We start from the raw sequence: 19,501 nt of genomic DNA on the forward strand, positions 1-19,501 counted from the left end.
CGGGAGGCGTCTCTATTTGCCGTCGTGAACGCCGGGCCAGGGTCGACGGACCGATATGCCCAGCGCTCTTTCATGAAGGACGAACTCCGTGATCCAGAAGAACTGGCAAGACCTCATCAAGCCGACGAAGCTCGACGTGACGGCCGGGGACGACCCGCGCCGCGTGGCGACGCTTGTCGCCGAGCCGCTCGAGCGCGGCTTCGGCGTGACGCTCGGCAACGCGCTGCGCCGCGTGCTCCTCTCCTCGCTCCAGGGCGCGGCCATCACCTCCGTCCAGATCGACGGCGTGCTGCACGAGTTCTCGTCCATTCCGGGCGTGCGTGAGGACGTCACCGACATCGTGCTGAACATCAAGGCCATCGCCGTGCGCATGCAGGCGGAAGGCGTGAAGCGGATGACGCTGCGCAAGCAGGGCCCCGGCCAGGTGCGCGCCGGCGACATCCAGGTGACGGGCGACACGCAGATCCTCAACCCCGAGCTGGTCATCTGCACCCTCGACGAGGGCGCCGAGATCCGCATGGAGTTCACGGTCAAGACCGGCAAGGGCTACGTCCCGGCCGACCGCAACCGTCCCGAGGACGCGCCGATCGGCCTCATCCCGGTCGACAGCCTGTACTCGCCCGTCCGCAAGGTGTCGTACCGCGTCGAGAACACCCGCGAGGGCCAGATCCTCGACTACGACAAGCTCATCATGACCATCGAGACGAACGGCGGCGTGTCGCCGGAGGACTCGGTGGCCTATGCCGCGCGCATCCTGCAGGACCAGCTCGAAGTGTTCGTGAACTTCGAGGAGCCGCGCCGCGAGGAAGAGAAGACGGCGATGCCGGAGCTGGCCTTCAACCCGGCCCTGCTCAAGAAGGTGGACGAGCTGGAGCTGTCGGTCCGCTCGGCGAACTGCCTGAAGAACGACAACATCGTCTATATCGGCGACCTGATCCAGAAGACGGAGGCGGAAATGCTCCGCACGCCGAACTTCGGCCGCAAGTCGCTCAACGAGATCAAGGAAGTGCTCGCGGGCATGGGCCTTCATCTCGGCATGGAAATCGCCGGCTGGCCGCCGGAGAACATCGAAGAGCTGGCCAAGCGCTTCGAGGAGCACTACTGAGAGCCGCGCGGCGGGGGCCAGTCCCCCGCCAGCGGGCTTAACGAGGACGGTCGACCCTTGGCACGGCGGCCGGAAGAACAGGAGACAGCCAAATGCGTCACGGTTACAGGGGCCGCCGGTTCAACCGCTCGGCCGAGCACCGCAAGGCCATGTTCATGAACATGAGCCAGGCCCTCATCAAGCACGAGCAGATCGTCACCACGCTGCCCAAGGCGAAGGACCTTCGTCCGGTCGTCGAGAAGCTCATCACGCTCGGCAAGCGCGGCGACCTGCACGCCCGCCGCCAGGCCATCGCGCAGATCCGCGACGTGGCGCTCGTCAAGAAGCTCTTCGACGTGCTCGGCCCGCGCTACAAGGAGCGCAATGGCGGCTACACCCGCATCATGAAGGCGGGCTTCCGCTTTGGCGACAACGCGGCCATGGCCGTGATCGAGTTTGTCGACCGCGACGTCGACGCCAAGGGCCAGGATTCGGGCCCGACCCAGGAGGCCGGCGAGGCCGAGGCGGCCTGAGCCGCCCTTTCATCAAGGTTTCGCGACGGGCGGCCCCAGGGCCGCCCGTTTTGCGTTCCGGGCAGGCGTGGGCTTCCCCGCGGCGCGCGGCGCGCCTATATCGGGCGTAACCCTGTCTCGCCACGGCCCGGAGCCCTGCACGATGCGCCTCGTCGCCGCCTGCCTTGCCCTTGTCTGCCTCGCCGCGCCGGCGGGCGCGCAGCAGCCGGCGCAGGTTCCCCACACTCAGTTCCAGGTGAAGCAGAGCTTCGCCCCGCTGGTGCAGCGCGTCACCCCGGCGGTGGTCAACGTCTACGCCTCGCGCATCGAGAAGCAGACGCGCAACCCACTGATGGAGGACCCGTTCTTCCGCCGCTTCTTCGGCGGGCCGGATTCCGCGCCGCAGGAGCGGGTGCAGCGTTCGCTGGGCTCGGGGGTGATCGTCGATCCGGCGGGCTTCGTCGTCACCAACAACCACGTCATCGAGAACATGACGGATGTGCGGGTCTCGCTCGCGGATCGCCGCGAGTTCGGGGCCGACATCGTGCTGCGCGACACGCGTTCCGACCTCGCCGTGCTGCGCATCAAGGGCGGCTCCGGCTTCCCGACGCTGGAGCTGGGCGATTCCGACGCGCTCGAGGTCGGCGACCTCGTGCTCGCCGTCGGCAACCCGTTCGGAGTCGGCCAGACCGTCACGTCCGGCATCATCTCGGCCGTGGCGCGCACCCATGTGGGCGCGACGGACTACCAGTTCTTCATCCAGACCGACGCGGCCATCAATCCCGGCAACTCCGGCGGCGCGCTGGTGTCGTCCACCGGCCAGCTGATCGGCGTCAACACCGCGATCTTCTCCCAGTCGGGCGGCAGCCACGGCATCGGCTTCGCCATTCCGTCCAACATGGTGCGCGTGGTGGTCGCCTCCGCCAAGGCGGGGGCCAAGGTCGTGCGCCGGCCGTGGTTCGGGGCGCGCATGCAGCCGGTGTCCTCCGATCTCGTCGAGAGCGTCGGGCTCGACCGGCCCGTGGGCGCGCTGATCGCCTCGGTGGTCGAGAAAGGGCCGGCGGCGGAGGCGGGCCTGAAGCCGGGCGACGTCGTGCTCGCCATCGACGGGCAGGAGGTCGACGACGCCGAAGCGTTCGGGTTCCGCTTCGCCACCAAGCCGACGGGTGGGGAGGCGACGCTGACCGTGCTGCGCGGCGGCCGCAAGACCACCGCGAAGGTGCGCCTCGCGCCCGCGCCCGAGACGCGGCCGCGCGACAGCCTGATGCTGCGCGGCCGCTGGCCGCTCGCCGGCCTTACCGTCGCCAACCTGTCGCCGGCGCTCGCCGAGGAAATCGGCATGGATTATCCGGGAGACGGCGTTGTTGTCACCGACGTCGCGGCCGGAACGCCGGCCCAGGAACTCGGGCTGCGCAAGGGCGACATGGTGCTGCGCGTCGACGACGAGGCGGTGGCCACGACGCGCGCGCTCGACGCGCTCGCGAAGCCGCGCAACTATTACTGGAAGCTCAGCATCCGCCGCCAGGGCGAGGTCGTGACCACGGTGGTCGGCGGCTGAGGAGGCAGGCGTCGCGATGTCCAACCTGTTCACCGCCGCCGGACTGGAGCGGGACGCACCGCGGCCGCTGGCCGACAGGCTGCGCCCGCAAAAGCTGGCGGACGTGGTGGGACAGGACCATCTCGTCGGGCCGGACGGAGCGCTGACGCGGCTGATCCACTCCGGCTCGATCGGTTCGCTCATCTTCTGGGGCCCGCCCGGCACGGGCAAGACCACGGTGGCGCGCCTGCTCGCCCACGAGACGACGCTGCATTTCGAGCCGATCTCCGCCATTTTCAGCGGCGTCGCCGACCTGAAGAAGGTGTTCGAGGCGGCGCGCGGCCGTCGGGCGGCGGGGCAGGGGACGCTTCTCTTCGTCGACGAGATCCATCGCTTCAACCGCTCGCAGCAGGACGCCTTCCTCCCTGTGATGGAGGACGGCACCATCACGCTGGTCGGCGCGACGACCGAGAACCCGTCCTTCGAGCTGAACGCCGCGCTGCTGTCGCGGGCGCGGGTGATGACGTTCCGCCCGCTCGACGAGGCGGCCGTCGCGCAGTTGCTGCGCCGGGCCGAGAGCGTGGAGGGCCGCGCGCTGCCGCTGGACGAGGAGGCGCGCGCCACGCTGGTGCGCATGGCCGACGGAGACGGCCGCGCCGCCCTCACTCTCGCCGAGGAACTGTGGCGCGCCGCCAAGCCCGGCGAGATCTTCGACGCCGCTGGCCTCGCGGACATTCTGCAACGCCGCGCGCCGATCTACGACAAGAGCCAGGACGGGCACTACAACCTCATCAGCGCGCTGCACAAGAGCGTGCGCGGCTCCGATCCCGACGCCGCGCTCTACTACCTCGCGCGCATGCTCGACGCCGGCGAGGACCCGCTTTATCTCGGCCGGCGCATCGTGCGCATGGCGGTGGAGGATATCGGACTGGCCGATCCGCAGGCGCTCGCCGTCTGCAACGCGGCGAAGGACGCCTACGACTTCCTGGGGTCGCCGGAGGGCGAGCTGGCGCTGGCGCAGGCGGTCGTCTACCTCGCCACCGCGCCCAAGTCGAACGCGCTCTACACCGCCTTCAAGGGGGCGATGGGCGTCGCCAAGCAAGCGGGTTCGCTGCCGCCGCCCAAGACCATCCTGAACGCCCCCACGCGGCTGATGAAGTCCGAGGGCTACGGCGAGGGCTATCTCTACGACCACGACCAGCCGGACGCGTTCTCGGGGCAGGACTACTTCCCGGAGCGGCTGGGCCGCCAGACGTTCTACGAGCCGGTGGAGCGCGGCTTCGAGCGCGAGATCCGCAAGCGGCTCGACTGGTGGGCCAAGCTGCGGGCGGAGCGCAACGCCGGCTGACGCGTCCCCGCGGGGTCGCTTTTCGCATGGAGCGATGCTAGGGCTGCGCGACGACGCGGACGCCGTTGTCCCCGCGGGATGAGACCATGCAAGCGACGCTTCTCGTGTTCCTGGGAGGCGGCCTGGGGGCCGCCTTGCGCCACGCCGTCAATCTCGGCGTGGGGCGGGTTCTCGGCACGGCGTTTCCCTGGCACACGCTGGTCATCAATATCGCCGGCAGCCTCGCCATGGGGCTTTTCGCCGGATGGCTGGCGATGCGCGCGCAGGCGCCGTGGTCGCAGGCGACGCGGCTGTTCCTGACGACGGGCGTGTGCGGCGGCTTCACGACCTTCTCCGCCTTCTCGCTCGACGCGGTGCTGCTGTGGGAACGCGGCGCGGCGGCGCTGGCGGGCGTCTACGTCGCCGCCTCGGTCGTCTTGTCCATCCTTGGCCTCGTCGCAGGCCTCGCCCTGATCAGGAGCCTGTCATGAGATCGCCACGCAAGCCCGGCGCGAAGCGCCCCGGCGGCGGCGGGAGCCGCGACCGACGGGGCGGTCCGCGCCCGTCCCGCCCGCCGTCGCGCGATGAGCGCGAGGAGCCCCGCGAGCGTCCCGCCGCGCGAGCGGCGCGCCCCCGCGGCGAGGAGCGCGACGCGCCGCCGCCGCGCGCCGCGGCCAAGGCGACGCCCGCGCAACCGGCGCCGGCCGCCGCGCCCGCGCCGACCGTCGGCGTCCAGACGGTCGAGGTGACGCCGGACGAAGGGGGGATGCGCGTCGACCGCTTCCTCGAAGCGCGGTTTCCCGGGCTTTCGTTCAGCCATATCCAGCGCGTCGTGCGCAAAGGCGAGCTGCGCGTCGACGGCCGCCGCGTCGAGACCAAGGACCGGCTCGAGGCCGGGCAGAAAGTGCGCATCCCGCCGCTCTCGCTCGCCCCGCCGGAGACATCCAAACGCCCGCCCGGCGCCGACGAGCAGACGCGCGCGTTCCTGAAGTCGATCGTTCTCTACGAGGACGATGACATGATGGTCCTCGACAAGCCGATGGGCCTCGCGGTCCAGGGCGGGTCGGGCACCAAGAAGCACGTCGACGGCATGCTGGCGGCGTTGACCGACAAGCAGGGGCAGAAGCCGCGCCTCGTTCACCGGCTCGATAAGGACACGTCCGGCTGCCTGGTGATCGCCAAGACGCGCTTCGCGGCGTCGGCGCTGGCCAAGAGCTTCCGCTCGCGCGACACGCGCAAGACCTACTGGGCGTTGGTGGCCGGCGTTCCGCGCACCAAGCAGGGGCGTATCTCGACCTACCTCGCCAAGGGGGAGGATGACGACGGCGACGCCAAGATGCAGGTCGCCCGCCATGGCGACGAGGGCGCGAGCCACGCCGTCACCTACTACGCCGTGGTGGAGACGGCGGCGCAGAAGCTCGCCTGGCTGTCGCTGAAGCCGGTCACCGGGCGCACCCACCAGCTGCGCGCCCACACCGCCCATATCGGCCATCCTATCGTCGGCGATCCCAAGTATTTCGACATCGAGAACTGGGAGCTGCCGGGCGGCATCCAGAACAAGCTGCACCTGCTGGCGCGGCGGATCGTCATCCCGCATCCGCGCACGGGCAAGCCGGTCGACGTCACCGCCAAGCTGCCGCCCCACATGCAGCAGTCGTGGAACCTGCTCGGCTTCGACGCCAAGCGCTACGACCCGATCGAGGACGCGCCGGAAGAGTAGGGACGCAACCGCCAGTTTGTTGCGGATTTGTTCTCGCCGTTCCACGCTGCGCGCGTGGACGAGGAGGACGAAATGCGTTCCATGACAGGGGTGGTTGTGGCCGTTCTGGGACTGTTCGCGGCGACGGTGGCTCACGCGGCCACGACGGCGGCAGGCAAGCCGCTGGCGCGCGAGGCCCGCAAGGCGTGCTCGGAGCAGGTCAAGGCCAAGGGCCTGAAGGGCAAGGAGGCGAGCGCCGCGCGCGCGGCCTGCTTCGCCGAGCAGCGTCCCGATCTCGCGGCCCGTTCCGCCTGCCGCAAGGAAGCCAAGGCGAAGGGGCTCGCGAAGCCGGAGGCGGCCGCCTTCGTGAAGAGCTGCGCCGCAAAGAGCTGAGCGGCAAGGCCTGGCAAGGGCTGAGCGGCCAGGGCAAAGCGCAGGGCTGCGCCAGCGGCCTCGTTGGACCGAGCCCGCGTCGTCGGCCTGCTGTCCTGGCCGACGCGGCGGGAGCTGACGGCAAGGGGGCAGCGCGAGCGGCCGTCGCCGGCCTGCGGCCCGGGCTGACGCGGTGGGGCCGCCCGTCGAGCACGGCCGCGCGTTCTGGCGCAGCCATGGGCGGGCGTGGCGATGCCCCCGGCGGCGGTCGCCCGTCCGCCGGCACCGTCGCACGGTGGACAAACGGTCGCTGGCGCGCCACATGGGCCGTATGAAGGACGAGATCATCATCAGCGACTGGTTCGGCGCCGGCGAGAACCGGCCCGATCCGCACAAGAGCATCCGCATGGAGGCCAAGGCCGCGCTGCCGCGCCGCTTCTACAAGGAAGCGGGCGTCGCGGCGACGCCGACCGGCTTCGTGCTGACGCTCGACGGACGGCCGGCGCGCACCCCCGCGCGTTCGCCGCTGGAGACGCCGGCGCAGGCCGCCACGCAAGCCGTGGCCGACGAATGGGCCGCGCAGGGCGATGTCATCGACCCCGCGAGCATGCCCTTCACCAAGCTCGTCAACACGGCGCTCGACGGCGTCGCGCGGCAGCGGGAGGCCGTGGTCGACGAGATCGCGCGCTACGCCGGCTCGGACCTGCTGTGCTACCGCGCCGGCGATCCCGCCCGCCTGGTGGAGCGCGAGTCGGCGCACTGGGATCCGGTGCTCGCCTGGGCGCGCGATGAGCTGGGCGCTCGCTTCGTGCTGGCCGAAGGCGTGATGTTCGCGTCGCAGCCCGACGCCTCGCTGGAAGCGGTGCGAGAGGCCGTCGCCGCCGTGGTGAGCCCGCTGGCTCTGGCCGGCCTCTCGACCATCACTTCGCTCACCGGGTCAGTGCTGCTGGCGCTCGCGGTGGCGCGCGGTCGCCTCACGCCCGAGCAGGCGTGGACGGCGGCGCATGTCGACGAGGATTTCCAGATGGAGCTGTGGGGCTACGACGACGAGGCCCTGGAGCGCCGGGCGCGGCGCTGGCGCGAGATGGACGCCGCCGCGCGGCTGGTCGCGATGGTCGGCTGAGGCGTCTTTCCGCTCGTTTTCCGCCGCGTCCGCCTTCCGTCTGAGTGGGCGGACGCGGTGGCGCGTGCTAATCAGCCGGCAGCGAAACGCTCCGCTCCGGGCGGAGGGGAAGGGCGACCGATGAAGGACATCCTCGAAAAGCTCGATCAGCGGCGCGTCAAGGCGAGGCTCGGCGGCGGCGAGGCGCGCATCGCCGCGCAGCACGCGCGCGGCAAGCTGACGGCCCGCGAGCGCATCGAACTGCTGCTCGACCGAGGCTCCTTCGAGGAGTTCGACATGTTCGTGCAGCACCGCTGCGTGGACTTCGGAATGGAGGGCGCCAAGGTTCCGGGCGACGGCGTCGTCACGGGCTGGGGCACCGTCAACGGGCGCACGGTCTTCGTGTTCGCCAAGGACTTCACGGTGTTCGGGGGCTCGTTGTCGGAGACCCACGCCGCCAAGATCACCAAGATCCAGGACATGGCGCTGAAGATGCGCGCCCCGGTCATCGGCCTGTTCGACGCCGGCGGCGCGCGCATCCAGGAGGGTGTGGCGGCGCTGGGCGGCTATGGCGAGGTGTTCCGCCGCAACGTCGTCGCGTCGGGCGTCATTCCGCAGATCTCGGTCATCATGGGCCCGTGCGCCGGCGGCGACGTCTATTCGCCGGCCATGACGGACTTCATCTTCATGGTGCGCGACACGAGCTACATGTTCGTGACCGGCCCGGACGTCGTGAAGACCGTCACCAACGAGACCGTGACGTCCGAGGAACTGGGCGGCGCCAAGGTCCACACCACGAAGTCGTCGGTGGCGGACGGCGCCTGGGACAACGACGTCGAGGCGCTGCTGCAGGTGCGCCGGTTGATCGACTTCCTGCCCGCCAACAACACGCAGGGCGCGCCGGTGTGGCCCAGCCTCGACGTGGCGGACCGGGTCGACGCCTCGCTCGACACGCTGGTCCCCGACAATCCGAACAAGCCCTACGACATGAAGGAGCTGATCGCGAAAGTCGTCGACGAGGGCGACGTCTTCGAGATCCAGGAGAACTTCGCCAAGAACATCATCACCGCGTTCGGCCGCATGGAGGGCCGCACGGTAGGAGTGGTCGCCAACCAGCCCATGGTGCTGGCGGGCGTGCTCGACTCCGACGCCTCGCGCAAGGCGGCGCGCTTCGTGCGCTTCTGCGATGCGTTCAACATCCCGATCGTCACCTTCGTCGACGTGCCGGGCTTCCTGCCGGGCACGGCGCAGGAATATGGCGGCCTCATCAAGCACGGGGCCAAGCTGCTGTTCGCCTACAGCCAGGCCACCGTGCCGCTGGTCACGGTGATCACCCGCAAGGCGTTCGGCGGGGCCTATGACGTGATGGCTTCCAAGCACATCGGCGCGGACGTGAACTACGCCTGGCCGACGGCGCAGATCGCCGTGATGGGCGCCAAGGGCGCGGTGGAGATCATCTTCCGGGCCGACATGAACGACCCCGCCAAGATCGCCGAGCGCACGCGCGAGTACGAGGAACGCTTCCTGTCGCCGTTCGTCGCGGCCGAGCGCGGTTATATCGACGAGGTGATCATGCCGCACTCGACGCGGCGGCGGATCGCCAAGGCGCTGGCCATGCTGGCGGAGAAGAACGCCGAGCTGCCCTGGAAGAAGCACGACAACCTCCCGCTTTGAGCGGGAGGCCCGCTCAGGCCGGCGCGCAGCGCCAGCCGTCGGCGAAGCGCACGGTGCTCAGATACGCGACCAGCCGCCGGCGGAAGGCGGCGAGGTCTGAGTCGGCGGGCTGCGGCGCGCCGGTCGCGCCCGCGGCGGGGGCGGGCGCGAGCTCCGGCCAGGGCGTCGCCGCGAACGCCTCGCGGTAGTCGCGCGCGAAGCGCGGGTCCCCGCGCCAGCCCGGCTCCCACGGCTTCGGCCGGTTGACGAAGTGCTGCACGATCGGCTCCACCAGCGCCTCGAGGTCGAGCAGCAGGAAGTCGCCCATGAAGTTGTAGCGGGGCGAGAGCTTCGCGAACTGGCCCTGCACGACGGCGTTGAGCGCGCTCTGCTCGAGGAAGGCGCAACGCCCCGCATTGGCCGCCAGGAACGTCGTCGCGGCGCGCGGCACGTCGAGCTTCTCCCACATGTGCCGGTCGACCAGCGTGAGGCCGTTGTTGAAGTAGGGCGTCCCGCGCGACAGGCCGAGCCGGGCGCGGTAGGCCTGGAACTCCGCGGTGAGCGGCCCGTCCTCGAAATCCTTCAGGAAGATCATGTCCATCGCGGCGGCGAAGGGGAAGCCGCCGAGGTCGATGTCGGCCAGCCGCGCCAAGCCCGGGCGCTTCACCATCATGTCCGCGTCGATCGACACGTAGCGCTGGTGGCGCTCGGGCAGGACGCGGTGCAGCGCCAGCCGCCGGTTGACCGCCGAGGTGAAGTGGCCACGCACGGGCAGGCCCGCCACGTAGCGGTCCCAATCGACGTGCCGCACCTCGATGCGGCTGCGCAGCGCCGGGTCGAGCCGGTCGAAGCCGGGCGCGACGTCGCTCTCGTCGCAGAGGATGACGATCTCCAGCCCGTCCGAATCGTCCTGCCGAAGGATGCTCGCCGCCGTGACCACGGCGGGCCGGAAATAGTTGGCGTCCGGCGTCAGGCAGACGGCGAGCGGAGTGGCCATGCAGGTCCCCGTACGGAATTGACCCTTCCAGCAGGACCATTCCGGCCCCGCGCCGTCAATGGGCGCGGAGCCAGTCGGCGGCGATTTCGAGATCCTCGCGTGTCAGCGCGTGGCCGGTCGCCAGTACCTTGCGCGTCACGCGCGCGCCGGAGCGGGTCAGCAACCCGGCCAAGCGCTCCGCGTCCGCGAGCGGGATGATGGGGTCCCTGTCGCCGTTCACCATCAGCACCGGCGCGCCGCGCAGGTCCACCGGCTCTGGCGCCGAGAGCGGCGTCATGGCGCGCAGCAGCGCCGCGCCGGCCAGCGCGTCCGGCCGGCGCAGCAGCACCGCCGCCGCGATGTTCGCGCCGTTGGAGAAGCCGACCGCCACGGGCGCGGCGATGCCGTACTCGCTGCGCGCCCAAGCGACGAAATCGGCCAGCTCGTCGGCCCGCCGCTTCACGTCGTCCTCGTCGAACACGCCCTCGGCCAGGCGGCGGAAGAAGCGCGGCATCGCGCCCTCCATCACCTTGCCGCGCGGCGAGAGCAGCGCCGCGCCCGGCGCGATGGCGCGTCCGAGCCCGAGCAAATCGCTCTCGTCGCCGCCCGTGCCGTGCAGCAGCAGGAGCGGCGCGGCCGTCGCGTCTTCGGCCGGCACGAAGCGATGGATGAAGTCGGGGGAGGTCATGCGGGTCTCCTTAAAGCGGCGGCAGCACGGCTTCGATGCGCGCGCGCCGCGCCTCGTACTGGGCGGGCAGCATCAGGCGCGAGCCCATCGTCTCGGCCGGTTCGTCGACGGCGAAACCGGGCTCATCGGTGGCGATCTCGAACAGCACGCCGCCGGGCTCGCGGAAATACACCGAGCGGAAATAGTTGCGGTCCTTCTGCTCGGTCGTGGCGATGCCCAGTTCTGCGCGCAGGCGCTCCGCCATCGCGGCCTGCTCCGCGTCGTCGCGGGCGCGGAAGGCGATGTGGTGCACCGTTCCCGCGCCGAGCCGCCCGCGCTCGCCCTCCACCGTCACCAGGTCGATGACGCCGCCGAGGCCGTCGCCGGAGGCCGCGAAGCGCTGGCGCGGGCCGTCCTCAGCGATCTCCTCGTAGCCGAAGATCCCGGTGAGCACGGCGGCGGTGCGGGCGGGCTCGCGCACGCCGAGCGTCACGCCGGCGAAGCCGCGTATGGCGGCCTCGGCGGGCGCATCCGCGCCGGTCCACGCCGGGCCGCCCGCGCCTTCGGCGCCTTCCGCGATGGCGAGCCGCATGCCGTCGGGGTCGGCGAAGGTGAGCACCGGCCGGCCGAAGCGGGCTGCGTCTTCCGTCGCGACGCCCGCCTGCGCCAGGCGCTCCCGCCAGAAGCCCAGCGAGCCCTCGGGCGCGACGAAGCTCGTCTCGCCGGTCTCGCCGGGTCCCACGCGGCCCGGCGCGGCGTTCGGCCAGGGGAAGAAGGTGAGGATGGAGCCCGGCGTGCCGGCGGCGTCGCCGTAATAGAGGTGCCACGTGCCGGGGTCGTCGAAGTTGACGGTCTTCTTCACCAGCCGCAGTCCCATCAGCCCGGTGTAGAAGGCCAGGTTGCGGCGCGGCGCGCCGGCGATCGCGGTGACGTGGTGCAGGCCTGGGCTGGCCGTGCGGGCGGATGGTGCGGTCATGGAAGCCTCCGTGGCGTCTGTCTGCGCCCCACATGGCCAGGGTCTCCCTTGTGCTCAAGCCCGGCAAGGGGCCGCTTGCGCCGGCGCAACGGGATTCAGGTTCAAATAACCATCGATTCTCAGGCTCGATTTACCTGAACCGCCGTTAAGACTGACGCATTAACCAGCCTCTCAGAGGTGTGGACCAATAGTTACCTCACGCAAGTGAATTTGATTTCACTTCTATCTATCGAAGGAGATCGCGCCGATGTTCCGCTCTCGCATTCAGAACATTGTCATTCGTCTTATCGAGAAGCAGAACGCCACGGCCGATGACGTCCGTGACCTGCGCAATGCGCTCGAAGAGGGCGGCTTCATCACGCAGGACGAGGCGGAAGCGTTGATCCGTGTCGAGCGGATGGTGCCCTCGACCTGTGAGGCCTGGGGCGAATTCTTCGTCGAAACGCTCACCGCGCACCTCGTATGGGAGCGCCGCCCCACCGGCGTCCTGCGCGCCGATGACGTCGCCTGGCTGATCCACCAGCTCGAGCAGCCGCGCGAGGCGGCGGCCGGCAATGTCGCCCCGCTGCTGGTGTCCCTGGTGCGCGAGGCCGAGCACGTCGACGAGCGCCTGCTCGCCCTGGCCCTGGCCGCCAATGGCGCGGGTTCGGCCGCTCCCGGCGCCGCGTCGCTCGCCGCGCGGGCTGCTTGATCCGGGCGGCGTCTCAGTCCAACGAGTGAGTGGACGCTGCACCGCACACGCCGTAAGAAAAAGCCCTGGTTTTCCGAGCTCTCGAGCTTCTGGGCAGGGCATGTTCACCAAAATTCTCATCGCCAACCGTGGCGAGATCGCCTGCCGCGTCATCAAGACCGCGCGCCGCATGGGCATCAAGACCGTCGCCGTCTATTCCGACGCCGACAAGGACGCCCTGCACGTCGAGATGGCGGACGAGGCGGTCCATATCGGCCCGGCCCCTGCCGCGCAGTCCTATTTGCAGATCGAGCGGATCGTCGAAGCCTGCCGCGCCACGGGCGCGCAGGCGGTGCATCCGGGCTACGGCTTCCTCTCCGAGCGCGCCGCCTTCGCCGAGGCGCTGGCGCAGGCCGGCATCGCCTTCATCGGCCCCAACCCGCGGGCCATCGAGGCCATGGGCGACAAGATCGAGTCGAAGAAGGCCGCCAACGCCGCCCGCGTCTCGACCGTGCCCGGCCATCTCGGCGTCATCGAGGACCCCGAGCACGCCGTGCGCATCGCCGACGAGATCGGCTACCCGGTGATGATCAAGGCTTCGGCCGGCGGCGGCGGCAAGGGCATGCGCATCGCCTTTTCCGCCGACGAGGTGGCCGAGGGCTTCGCGCGGTCGCGCTCCGAGGCGGCGTCGTCGTTCGGCGACGACCGCGTGTTCATCGAGAAGTTCATCGTCGACCCGCGCCATATCGAAATCCAGGTGCTGGGCGACAAGCACGGCAACGTCATCTATCTCGGCGAGCGCGAGTGCTCCATCCAGCGCCGCAACCAGAAGGTCATCGAGGAGGCCCCGTCGCCGCTGCTGGACGAGGCCACCCGCCGCAAGATGGGCGAGCAGGCGGTCGCGCTGGCCAAGGCGGTCGGCTACGATTCCGCCGGCACGGTGGAGTTCGTCGCCGGCCAGGACCGCTCCTTCTACTTCCTCGAGATGAACACCCGCCTGCAGGTGGAGCACCCCGTGACGGAGCTCGTCACCGGCATCGACCTCGTGGAGCAGATGATCCGCGTCGCCGCCGGCGAGGAGCTGACCATTGCGCAGGAGGACGTGCGGCTGAACGGATGGGCGGTGGAGAGCCGCGTCTACGCCGAGGACCCGACGCGCGGCTTCCTTCCCTCGACCGGCCGCCTTGTCACCTACCGGCCGCCCGAGGAGGGCGTTCGCGACGGCGTCACCGTCCGCAACGACACCGGCGTCTACGAGGGCGGCGAGATCTCGATCTACTACGATCCGATGATCGCCAAGCTGGTCACTCACGCGCCCACGCGCACCGAGGCCATCCAGGCGCAGGCCCGCGCGCTCGACGCCTTCGCCATCGAGGGCATCCGCCACAACATCCCGTTCCTCTCCGCGCTGATGGCGCACGAGCGCTGGGTGCAGGGACGCCTGTCGACCGGCTTCATCGCCGAGGAGTTCCACGACGGCTTCAAACCCGCCGCGCCCGAGGGCGAGACGGCGCACCTGCTGGCCGCCGTCGCGGCCTCGATCGACGACCGGCTGAACCGGCGCAAACGCCAGATCTCCGGCCAGCTGCGCGCGGCGACGCCGTTCGCGTTCGACACGGCCCGCGTCGTCGCGCTGGACGACAAGCGCATCGCCGTGGACGTGGAGCCCGAGGGAGACACGCTCCATGTGCGCTTTTCCCCCGGCCATTCCCACGCGGTCGCCTCCGAGTGGCGGCCCGGCCAGCCGGTCTGGACGGGCACGGTGGACGGCGCGGCCATCGCCGTCCAGGTGCGCCCGATCCTCAACGGTGTCACGCTGGCCCATGCCGGCGTGATGGCGCACGCGCGCGTCTACACGCGCCGCGAGGCGGAACTGGCGGCGCTGATGCCGGAGAAGGTCGCCGGCGACACCAGCAAGCAGCTGCTCTGCCCGATGCCGGGCCTCGTGAAGGCCATCGCCGTCACGGAGGGCCAGGAGGTCAAGGCCGGCGAAATCCTGTGCATCGTCGAGGCGATGAAGATGGAGAACGTGCTGCGCGCCGAGCGCGACGGCACGATTTCGAAGCTGCTCGCGGCGGAAGGGGACAGCCTCGCCGTCGACGCGGTGATCATGGAATTCGCCTGATCGGCCTAAGCCGGCGCGCGCCGCGCCGGCTTGAAGCGGGCGGTTACGCATGCGAGATGTCGCGCATGCCGCTCTATTTCGCCTATGGCTCCAATATGGACCGCGCCGCGATGGCGACGCGGTGCCCGTCGGCGCGACCGCTGGGCGTCGCCCGCCTGCCGCGCCATCGCTTCCTCGTCACCGTGGACGGCTACGCCTCGGTCGCGCGCGATCCGCGCCGCGAGGTGCACGGGGTGGTGTGGGACCTCGCCCTGTCCGACGTCCCGCCGCTCGATCGCTACGAGAGCGTGCAGACGGGGCTCTACACGAAGATCAGCCAGCCCGTGGTGATGAATGGCGGCGCGAAACGCGCGCTGATCTATGTCGGCCGCACCGATCGGCCCGGCAAGCCGAAGCCGGGCTATCTCGAAGCCGTGCTGGCGGCGGCACGCTCGTGGGAGTTGCCGGAGAGCTATCTCTACGAAATGGAGCACGGCGAACCGGCCCCGCGACGGCCCGGGACGCCGCTGTTCAAGGCGCCCATGTAAGGGACGCGCGCTACGGCGCTCCGTCGGCGCTCCAGGCGAACGTCTGCTCGGTGAGGGGAGTGCCCCAGCTCGTATCCACCGCCTCGCTGGCGAGACGGAAGCCGTGCGCCTCGTAGAGATGGCGGGCGGCGTCGAGGCCGGCGAAGGTCGTCAGCCAGGCGCACGTGAAGCCCGCGGCGCGGATGCCGTCGAGGGCTTCCCGGAGCAGAAGCCTCCCGACGCCGCGGCCACGCGCGGCGTCCGACAGGATGAAATAGCGGATCCGCGCTCCGCGCGAGGCGGCGTGGGGGCCGCCGCCGTCGACCACGATGCTCCCCAGCACGGCGTCGCCGTCGCGCGCGCTGAGCAACTGGTCGCGCGCGGGGTCGAACCGCGCCGCCAGTTCGCCGAGTCCTTCGGCCACTTTCGCCTCGAACACGCGGCCGAGCTGCCATTCGCGCTCGTAGTAGACGCCGTGCTCCGCGACGATCCAGCCGAGCAGGCCTGGCGTCCAGCCCCTGTGCAGCACGGGGGTCATGGAATGGGCCTCATGGCGCGCCCGCCACGGTCGTCGTCGGTCCGAACACGGCCTCGAAGGCGGCGCGCAACGCCACGTCGGCGTCCGCCATGGTCACCGGCAGGCCGAGGTCGACGAGGCTGGTGACGCCGTAGGCGGGGTTGTCGATGCCACAGGGCACGATGCCGCCGAAATCGGCCAGGTTCGGCTCGACGTTGAGGCTGATGCCGTGGAACGTCACCCAGCGGCGGACCCGGATGCCGATGGCGGCGATCTTGTCCTCGGCGACCGCGCCGTCCGGCCCGGCCGGCTTGTCGGGCCGTCGCACCCACACGCCGACGCGGTCCTCGCGGCGCTCGCCGCGCACGTTGAACGAGGCCAGCGTGGCGATGACCCAGCCCTCCAGCGCGGCGACGAAGGCGCGCACGTCCTCGCGCCGCCGCCGCAGGTCGAGCATCACATAGGCCACGCGCTGGCCGGGGCCGTGATAGGTGAACTGCCCGCCGCGCCCCGTCTCGAATACCGGAAAGCGCGCCTCGCGCAGGTCGGCGGGGTTGGCGGAGGTTCCGGCGGTGTAGAGCGGCGGATGCTCGACCAGCCAGACGCGCTCGGACGCCTCGCCGGCGGCGATGGCCGCCGCGCGGGCCTCCATCTCCGCCACCGCCTCGGGGTAGGGCACAAGGCCTTCCGCCACGACCCAATCGACCGGCGGAGAGCCGACGGCGGCCGGGAAGCGGAGGGGCAGGGCGTCGCGGGAGTTCACCGGGCGTTAACCATAACTGCGTTCATTGGTGGGGTCCGAGCGTAACAGGAGCAGAGCGTGACAGGCCTCGACAATGTCGCCGTGGAAATCTCCATCGTGCTGGGCCGTTCGCGCATGCCGATCCACCAGTTGCTGCGCATGGGCCGCGGCGCGGTGATCGCGCTCGATTCGTCCGAGGACGACGAGGTCGAGATCCTCGCCAACAATTTTCCCATCGCGCGCGGCATGGTGGTCGTCAACGGGTCCGAAATCACCGTCGAGGTCAAGGAACTTCTGCGCCGTCCCGGCAGCCAGACGCAGGCGGCGACCCGGGTCTGACGCTGCCCCGCCGGCGCGCGGCCCTTTTGGCCAACAGCGCCCTTGTGGAGCCCGGATCGATCTGTTACACGAACCCCCGCTTCGGCAGGGTGACTTGTCGGGACGAAATTGCGGTCGTGGCGGAATTGGTAGACGCGCTAGCTTGAGGTGCTAGTAACTTAACCGTTGTGGAGGTTCGAGTCCTCTCGACCGCACCATTTCGAGCTTCGCGAAGCTCCATCAAGGCGGCCCATTCGGGTCGCCTTTTTGTTTTCAGACGTGCGCCCGCCGGGCGATCGCGATCATCCGCTCGGTGTCGCTGGACCATCCCGGCCCGGCCGGCTCGGGCGAGAGGCGGCCCGGCCCCGGGACCATGTGCACCGCGCGGAAGCCCTGCGCGGCGGCCGCCGTCAGAAAGCGCGGCAGCATGGACGCCGTGCGCGCCTGGACGTCGTGGAACAGCACGATGCCGCGCCGCGCCTTGGCGAGGCGGCCCAGCGTGAGCTCCAGCTCCTGCTCGGGGCTCATCGGCGACCAGTCGGACGCCCACAAGTCGCAGCCGAACACGCCGATGTCGCGCGAAGCGAGCCAGGCGAGCAGGGCGGGGGTGTCGGCGAAACCCGGAAACCGGAAGAACGGCGCGGCGGACTCGCCGAGCGCCTGCGCGATGGCGTCGAATCCCGCCTCGATGTCGCGCTTGGCGGCCTCGAAGCGCATCTCACGCAGGGTCCAGGGGTGCGAATAGGTGTGGCAGGCGACCGTGTGCCCCTCGGCCCGGATGCGCCGCAGCAGCGCCGCGTTGGCGCTGGCGTTGCGGCCGATGACGAAGAAGGTCGCCCGCGCTCCGGCGCAGGCCAGCGCGTCGAGCACGCGCGAGGTGGGGCCGGGGATGGGGCCGTCGTCGAAGGTCAGCACCATCTCGCGGTCGGCGAGGGGGAGCATGGCGGGGTACGATTTTAGGCCCACCGCCAGCCCGCCCTGCACGCCCACCGGCAGCACCCGGCCGGCGAGCCCGGACGGGCACGCCGCCCCGGCGCGCGCGTCGCCGCCCAGCAGCAGGCCGGCCGCGCCCGCGGCGAGGCCGGCCAGGGCGTGGCGGCGGGGAATCGGCGTCGGGAGCGAGCGGGGGCGCATACGTTCCCTATAGCCGAACTTCGTTGCCGGGGGATTTCCGCCGTTGCGCCGGCGCGTGTGAATTCATACAAGGCGCGCGTACCCGCAACGCGCGAACGGGACGCTCCATGCTCCTGGAAGAGAACAAGAAGGCGGCCGAGCGCGTCCTCGCCTTTCGCGACGAGGAGGGCGATGTCAGCGCCGCCTTCGTGCAGGCGGTCTCGGAGGCGGTCCAGGCCGACGATTCGGCGCATCTGCGCGACCTGATCGCCGACTTCCACGAGGCTGACCAGGGCGCGCTGCTGGAGGCGCTGGACGCCGACCTGCGCCCGCGCCTGATCGAGCTTTTGGGCGACGATTTCGACTTCGCGGCCCTGACCGAGGTGGACGACGCCGTCCGCGAGGAAATCCTCGAGGAACTGCCCGCCGAGACGGTGGCCGAAGGCGTCAAGGACCTCGACTCCGACGACGCGGTCTACATCCTCGAAGGCCTCGACAAGGAGGACCAGGACGAGATCCTCGACGCGCTGCCGGCCTCCGAGCGCGTGGCGCTGCAAAAGAGTCTCGACTACCCCGAGGATTCGGCCGGCCGCCTGATGCAGGCGGACCTGATCGCCGTGCCGCCGTTCTGGACGGTGGGGCAGGTGCTGGCGCATCTGCGCGAGGCGACCGAACTGCCCGAATCGTTTTTCGAGATTTTCGTCGTGGACCCCGGCCACAGGCTGCTCGGGCACCTTTTCCTCGACGCGCTGCTGCGTAGCGACCGCGCCGCCCGCATCGAGACGCTGATGGTCTCCGACAGGCGGCGCGTGCGCGTGCTCGACGATTCGGAGGAGGTGGCGCGGCTGTTCCAGCGCTACAACCTCGTCTCCGCGCCAGTGGTGGACGAGGCCGACCGCCTGGTGGGCGTCATCACCATCGACGACATGGTTGACGTGCTGCAGGAAGAGGCCGACGACGAGATCAAGGCGCTGGGCGGCGTGCGGGCGGACGAGGAACTGTCCGACACCGTGCTCTACACCACCCGCAGCCGCTTCATCTGGCTGTTCGTCAACCTGCTCACGGCGTTCCTGGCGTCCTCCGTGCTCGGCCTGTTCGAGGGCAGCCTCGAGAAGATGGTGGCGCTCGCCGTGCTCGCGCCCATCGTCGCCAGCCAGGGCGGCAACGCGGCCACGCAGACCATGACGGTGGCGGTGCGGGCGCTGGCGATGCGCGAGCTCGGCCCCTCCAACGCCTGGCGCATCACCATTCGCGAGGCGCTGGTAGGGCTGCTCAACGGGGTCGGTTTCGGGCTGCTGACGGGGGTGGTGGCGAGCCTGTGGTTCCGGGACTGGAACCTCGGCATCGTGATCTGTCTCGCGATGGTGGTTAACCTTATCGCGGGCGCGCTGGGCGGAATCCTCATTCCGATGGCTCTCGAGCGTTTTCGCGCCGATCCGGCCGTTTCCTCGGGGGTTTTCGTGACAACCGTGACGGATGTGGTGGGATTTTTCAGCTTTTTGGGGATCGCGACGCTCTGGTTCGGTCTCCACTGATTGGAAAAAGCTGAAACGAGCCTTTCCGATTTCTTAAACTGTTTCATACAATGGCTGGAAGGACCCACCC

General features: G+C 70.2%; 20 protein-coding genes and 1 tRNA gene. 15 read left to right on the forward strand and 6 right to left on the reverse strand.

Features of this window, described 5'->3' with window-relative positions:
- Window positions 1–88: 88 nt before the first annotated feature.
- The 9 genes from NK718_RS10800 (at window position 89) to NK718_RS10840 (ending at window position 9,307) form a co-directional block, all read left to right on the forward strand.
- Entirely contained in the window at window positions 89–1,105 is a 1,017-nt protein-coding gene (locus NK718_RS10800; protein ID WP_254741686.1) for a DNA-directed RNA polymerase subunit alpha, read from the forward strand.
- A gap of 92 nt (window positions 1,106–1,197) precedes the next feature.
- Entirely contained in the window at window positions 1,198–1,617 is a 420-nt protein-coding gene (gene rplQ, locus NK718_RS10805; protein ID WP_254741688.1) for a 50S ribosomal protein L17, read from the forward strand.
- 142 nt (window positions 1,618–1,759) lie between these two features.
- Window positions 1,760–3,154: a DegQ family serine endoprotease gene (locus NK718_RS10810; protein ID WP_254741691.1), complete on the forward strand. Its 1,395-nt coding sequence runs from the start codon at window positions 1,760–1,762 to the stop codon at window positions 3,152–3,154.
- Window positions 3,155–3,170: 16 nt separating this feature from the next.
- The gene (locus NK718_RS10815; RefSeq protein ID WP_254741693.1) at window positions 3,171–4,481 is read left to right on the forward strand and encodes a replication-associated recombination protein A; all 1,311 of its coding nucleotides are present in this window, start codon (window positions 3,171–3,173) and stop codon (window positions 4,479–4,481) included.
- An 86-nt stretch (window positions 4,482–4,567) separates the two neighbouring features.
- Window positions 4,568–4,951 carry a fluoride efflux transporter CrcB gene (gene crcB, locus NK718_RS10820; protein WP_254741695.1) on the forward strand — a complete coding sequence of 128 codons (384 nt, stop codon included), beginning with the start codon at window positions 4,568–4,570 and terminating at the stop codon, window positions 4,949–4,951.
- Window positions 4,948–6,180 carry an RluA family pseudouridine synthase gene (locus tag NK718_RS10825; protein ID WP_254741697.1) on the forward strand — a complete coding sequence of 411 codons (1,233 nt, stop codon included), beginning with the start codon at window positions 4,948–4,950 and terminating at the stop codon, window positions 6,178–6,180. Before crcB ends, NK718_RS10825 begins: the two co-directional genes overlap by 4 nt.
- Window positions 6,181–6,252: 72 nt before the next feature.
- Window positions 6,253–6,552: a hypothetical protein gene (locus NK718_RS10830; RefSeq protein WP_254741700.1), complete on the forward strand. Its 300-nt coding sequence runs from the start codon at window positions 6,253–6,255 to the stop codon at window positions 6,550–6,552.
- 310 nt (window positions 6,553–6,862) lie between these two features.
- Entirely contained in the window at window positions 6,863–7,654 is a 792-nt protein-coding gene (locus NK718_RS10835) for an ATP12 family chaperone protein (RefSeq protein WP_371877270.1), read from the forward strand.
- A gap of 120 nt (window positions 7,655–7,774) precedes the next feature.
- Window positions 7,775–9,307, forward strand: coding sequence for an acyl-CoA carboxylase subunit beta (locus NK718_RS10840; RefSeq protein WP_254741706.1), 1,533 nt, complete (start codon window positions 7,775–7,777; stop codon window positions 9,305–9,307).
- Window positions 9,308–9,320: 13 nt separating this feature from the next.
- Here the strand turns inward: NK718_RS10840 and NK718_RS10845 are convergent, their stop codons facing one another.
- The 3 genes from NK718_RS10845 to NK718_RS10855 are packed head-to-tail and all read right to left on the reverse strand — an operon-like array spanning window position 9,321 to window position 11,905.
- Window positions 9,321–10,283 carry a glycosyltransferase family 8 protein gene (locus NK718_RS10845; RefSeq protein ID WP_254741709.1) on the reverse strand — a complete coding sequence of 321 codons (963 nt, stop codon included), beginning with the start codon at window positions 10,281–10,283 and terminating at the stop codon, window positions 9,321–9,323.
- A gap of 55 nt (window positions 10,284–10,338) precedes the next feature.
- Window positions 10,339–10,950, reverse strand: a complete 612-nt coding sequence (locus NK718_RS10850; protein ID WP_254741712.1) for an alpha/beta hydrolase — start codon at window positions 10,948–10,950, stop codon at window positions 10,339–10,341.
- A 10-nt stretch (window positions 10,951–10,960) separates the two neighbouring features.
- Complete coding sequence (locus NK718_RS10855; protein ID WP_254741715.1) at window positions 10,961–11,905, reverse strand: ring-cleaving dioxygenase; 945 nt, start codon at window positions 11,903–11,905, stop codon at window positions 10,961–10,963.
- Window positions 11,906–12,152: 247 nt separating this feature from the next.
- Here NK718_RS10855 and NK718_RS10860 point away from each other — a divergent pair, with 247 nt between their 5' ends.
- The 3 genes from NK718_RS10860 (at window position 12,153) to NK718_RS10870 (ending at window position 15,227) form a co-directional block, all read left to right on the forward strand.
- A complete protein-coding gene (locus NK718_RS10860; protein WP_254741734.1) occupies window positions 12,153–12,596 on the forward strand; it encodes a hypothetical protein in 444 nt (147 codons plus the stop codon).
- Window positions 12,597–12,696: 100 nt separating this feature from the next.
- Window positions 12,697–14,700 (forward strand): acetyl-CoA carboxylase biotin carboxylase subunit, encoded by a 2,004-nt coding sequence (locus NK718_RS10865; RefSeq protein ID WP_254741737.1) that lies wholly within the window; start codon window positions 12,697–12,699, stop codon window positions 14,698–14,700.
- Between the two features lie 65 nt (window positions 14,701–14,765).
- Window positions 14,766–15,227, forward strand: a complete 462-nt coding sequence (locus tag NK718_RS10870) for a gamma-glutamylcyclotransferase family protein (protein WP_254741739.1) — start codon at window positions 14,766–14,768, stop codon at window positions 15,225–15,227.
- Window positions 15,228–15,237: 10 nt separating this feature from the next.
- On the opposite strand, the gene NK718_RS10875 is transcribed toward NK718_RS10870, so the two are convergent.
- Together NK718_RS10875 and lipB are read right to left on the reverse strand one after the other, a co-directional pair.
- Window positions 15,238–15,744, reverse strand: coding sequence for a GNAT family N-acetyltransferase (locus tag NK718_RS10875; protein WP_254741741.1), 507 nt, complete (start codon window positions 15,742–15,744; stop codon window positions 15,238–15,240).
- A 10-nt stretch (window positions 15,745–15,754) separates the two neighbouring features.
- Window positions 15,755–16,486 (reverse strand): lipoyl(octanoyl) transferase LipB, encoded by a 732-nt coding sequence (gene lipB / locus NK718_RS10880; protein ID WP_254741743.1) that lies wholly within the window; start codon window positions 16,484–16,486, stop codon window positions 15,755–15,757.
- 57 nt (window positions 16,487–16,543) lie between these two features.
- On the opposite strand from lipB, the gene NK718_RS10885 reads away from it, so the two are divergent.
- Window positions 16,544–16,804, forward strand: a complete 261-nt coding sequence (locus tag NK718_RS10885) for a FliM/FliN family flagellar motor switch protein (protein WP_254741745.1) — start codon at window positions 16,544–16,546, stop codon at window positions 16,802–16,804.
- Window positions 16,805–16,914: 110 nt separating this feature from the next.
- Window positions 16,915–17,001, forward strand: a tRNA-Leu gene (locus NK718_RS10890).
- Between the two features lie 55 nt (window positions 17,002–17,056).
- Here the strand turns inward: NK718_RS10890 and NK718_RS10895 are convergent.
- On the reverse strand, window positions 17,057–17,917 hold the full coding sequence (locus NK718_RS10895) for a polysaccharide deacetylase family protein (protein WP_254741747.1): 861 nt from the start codon (window positions 17,915–17,917) through the stop codon (window positions 17,057–17,059).
- Window positions 17,918–18,024: 107 nt separating this feature from the next.
- Here NK718_RS10895 and mgtE point away from each other — a divergent pair, with 107 nt between their 5' ends.
- Entirely contained in the window at window positions 18,025–19,431 is a 1,407-nt protein-coding gene (gene mgtE, locus NK718_RS10900; RefSeq protein ID WP_254741749.1) for a magnesium transporter, read from the forward strand.
- Window positions 19,432–19,501 lie beyond the last annotated feature (70 nt).

Origin of the sequence: Alsobacter ponti (genome assembly GCF_024294805.1) — a bacterium.
In the GTDB taxonomy this organism is placed as follows: Bacteria; Pseudomonadota; Alphaproteobacteria; order Rhizobiales; family Beijerinckiaceae; genus Alsobacter; species Alsobacter ponti.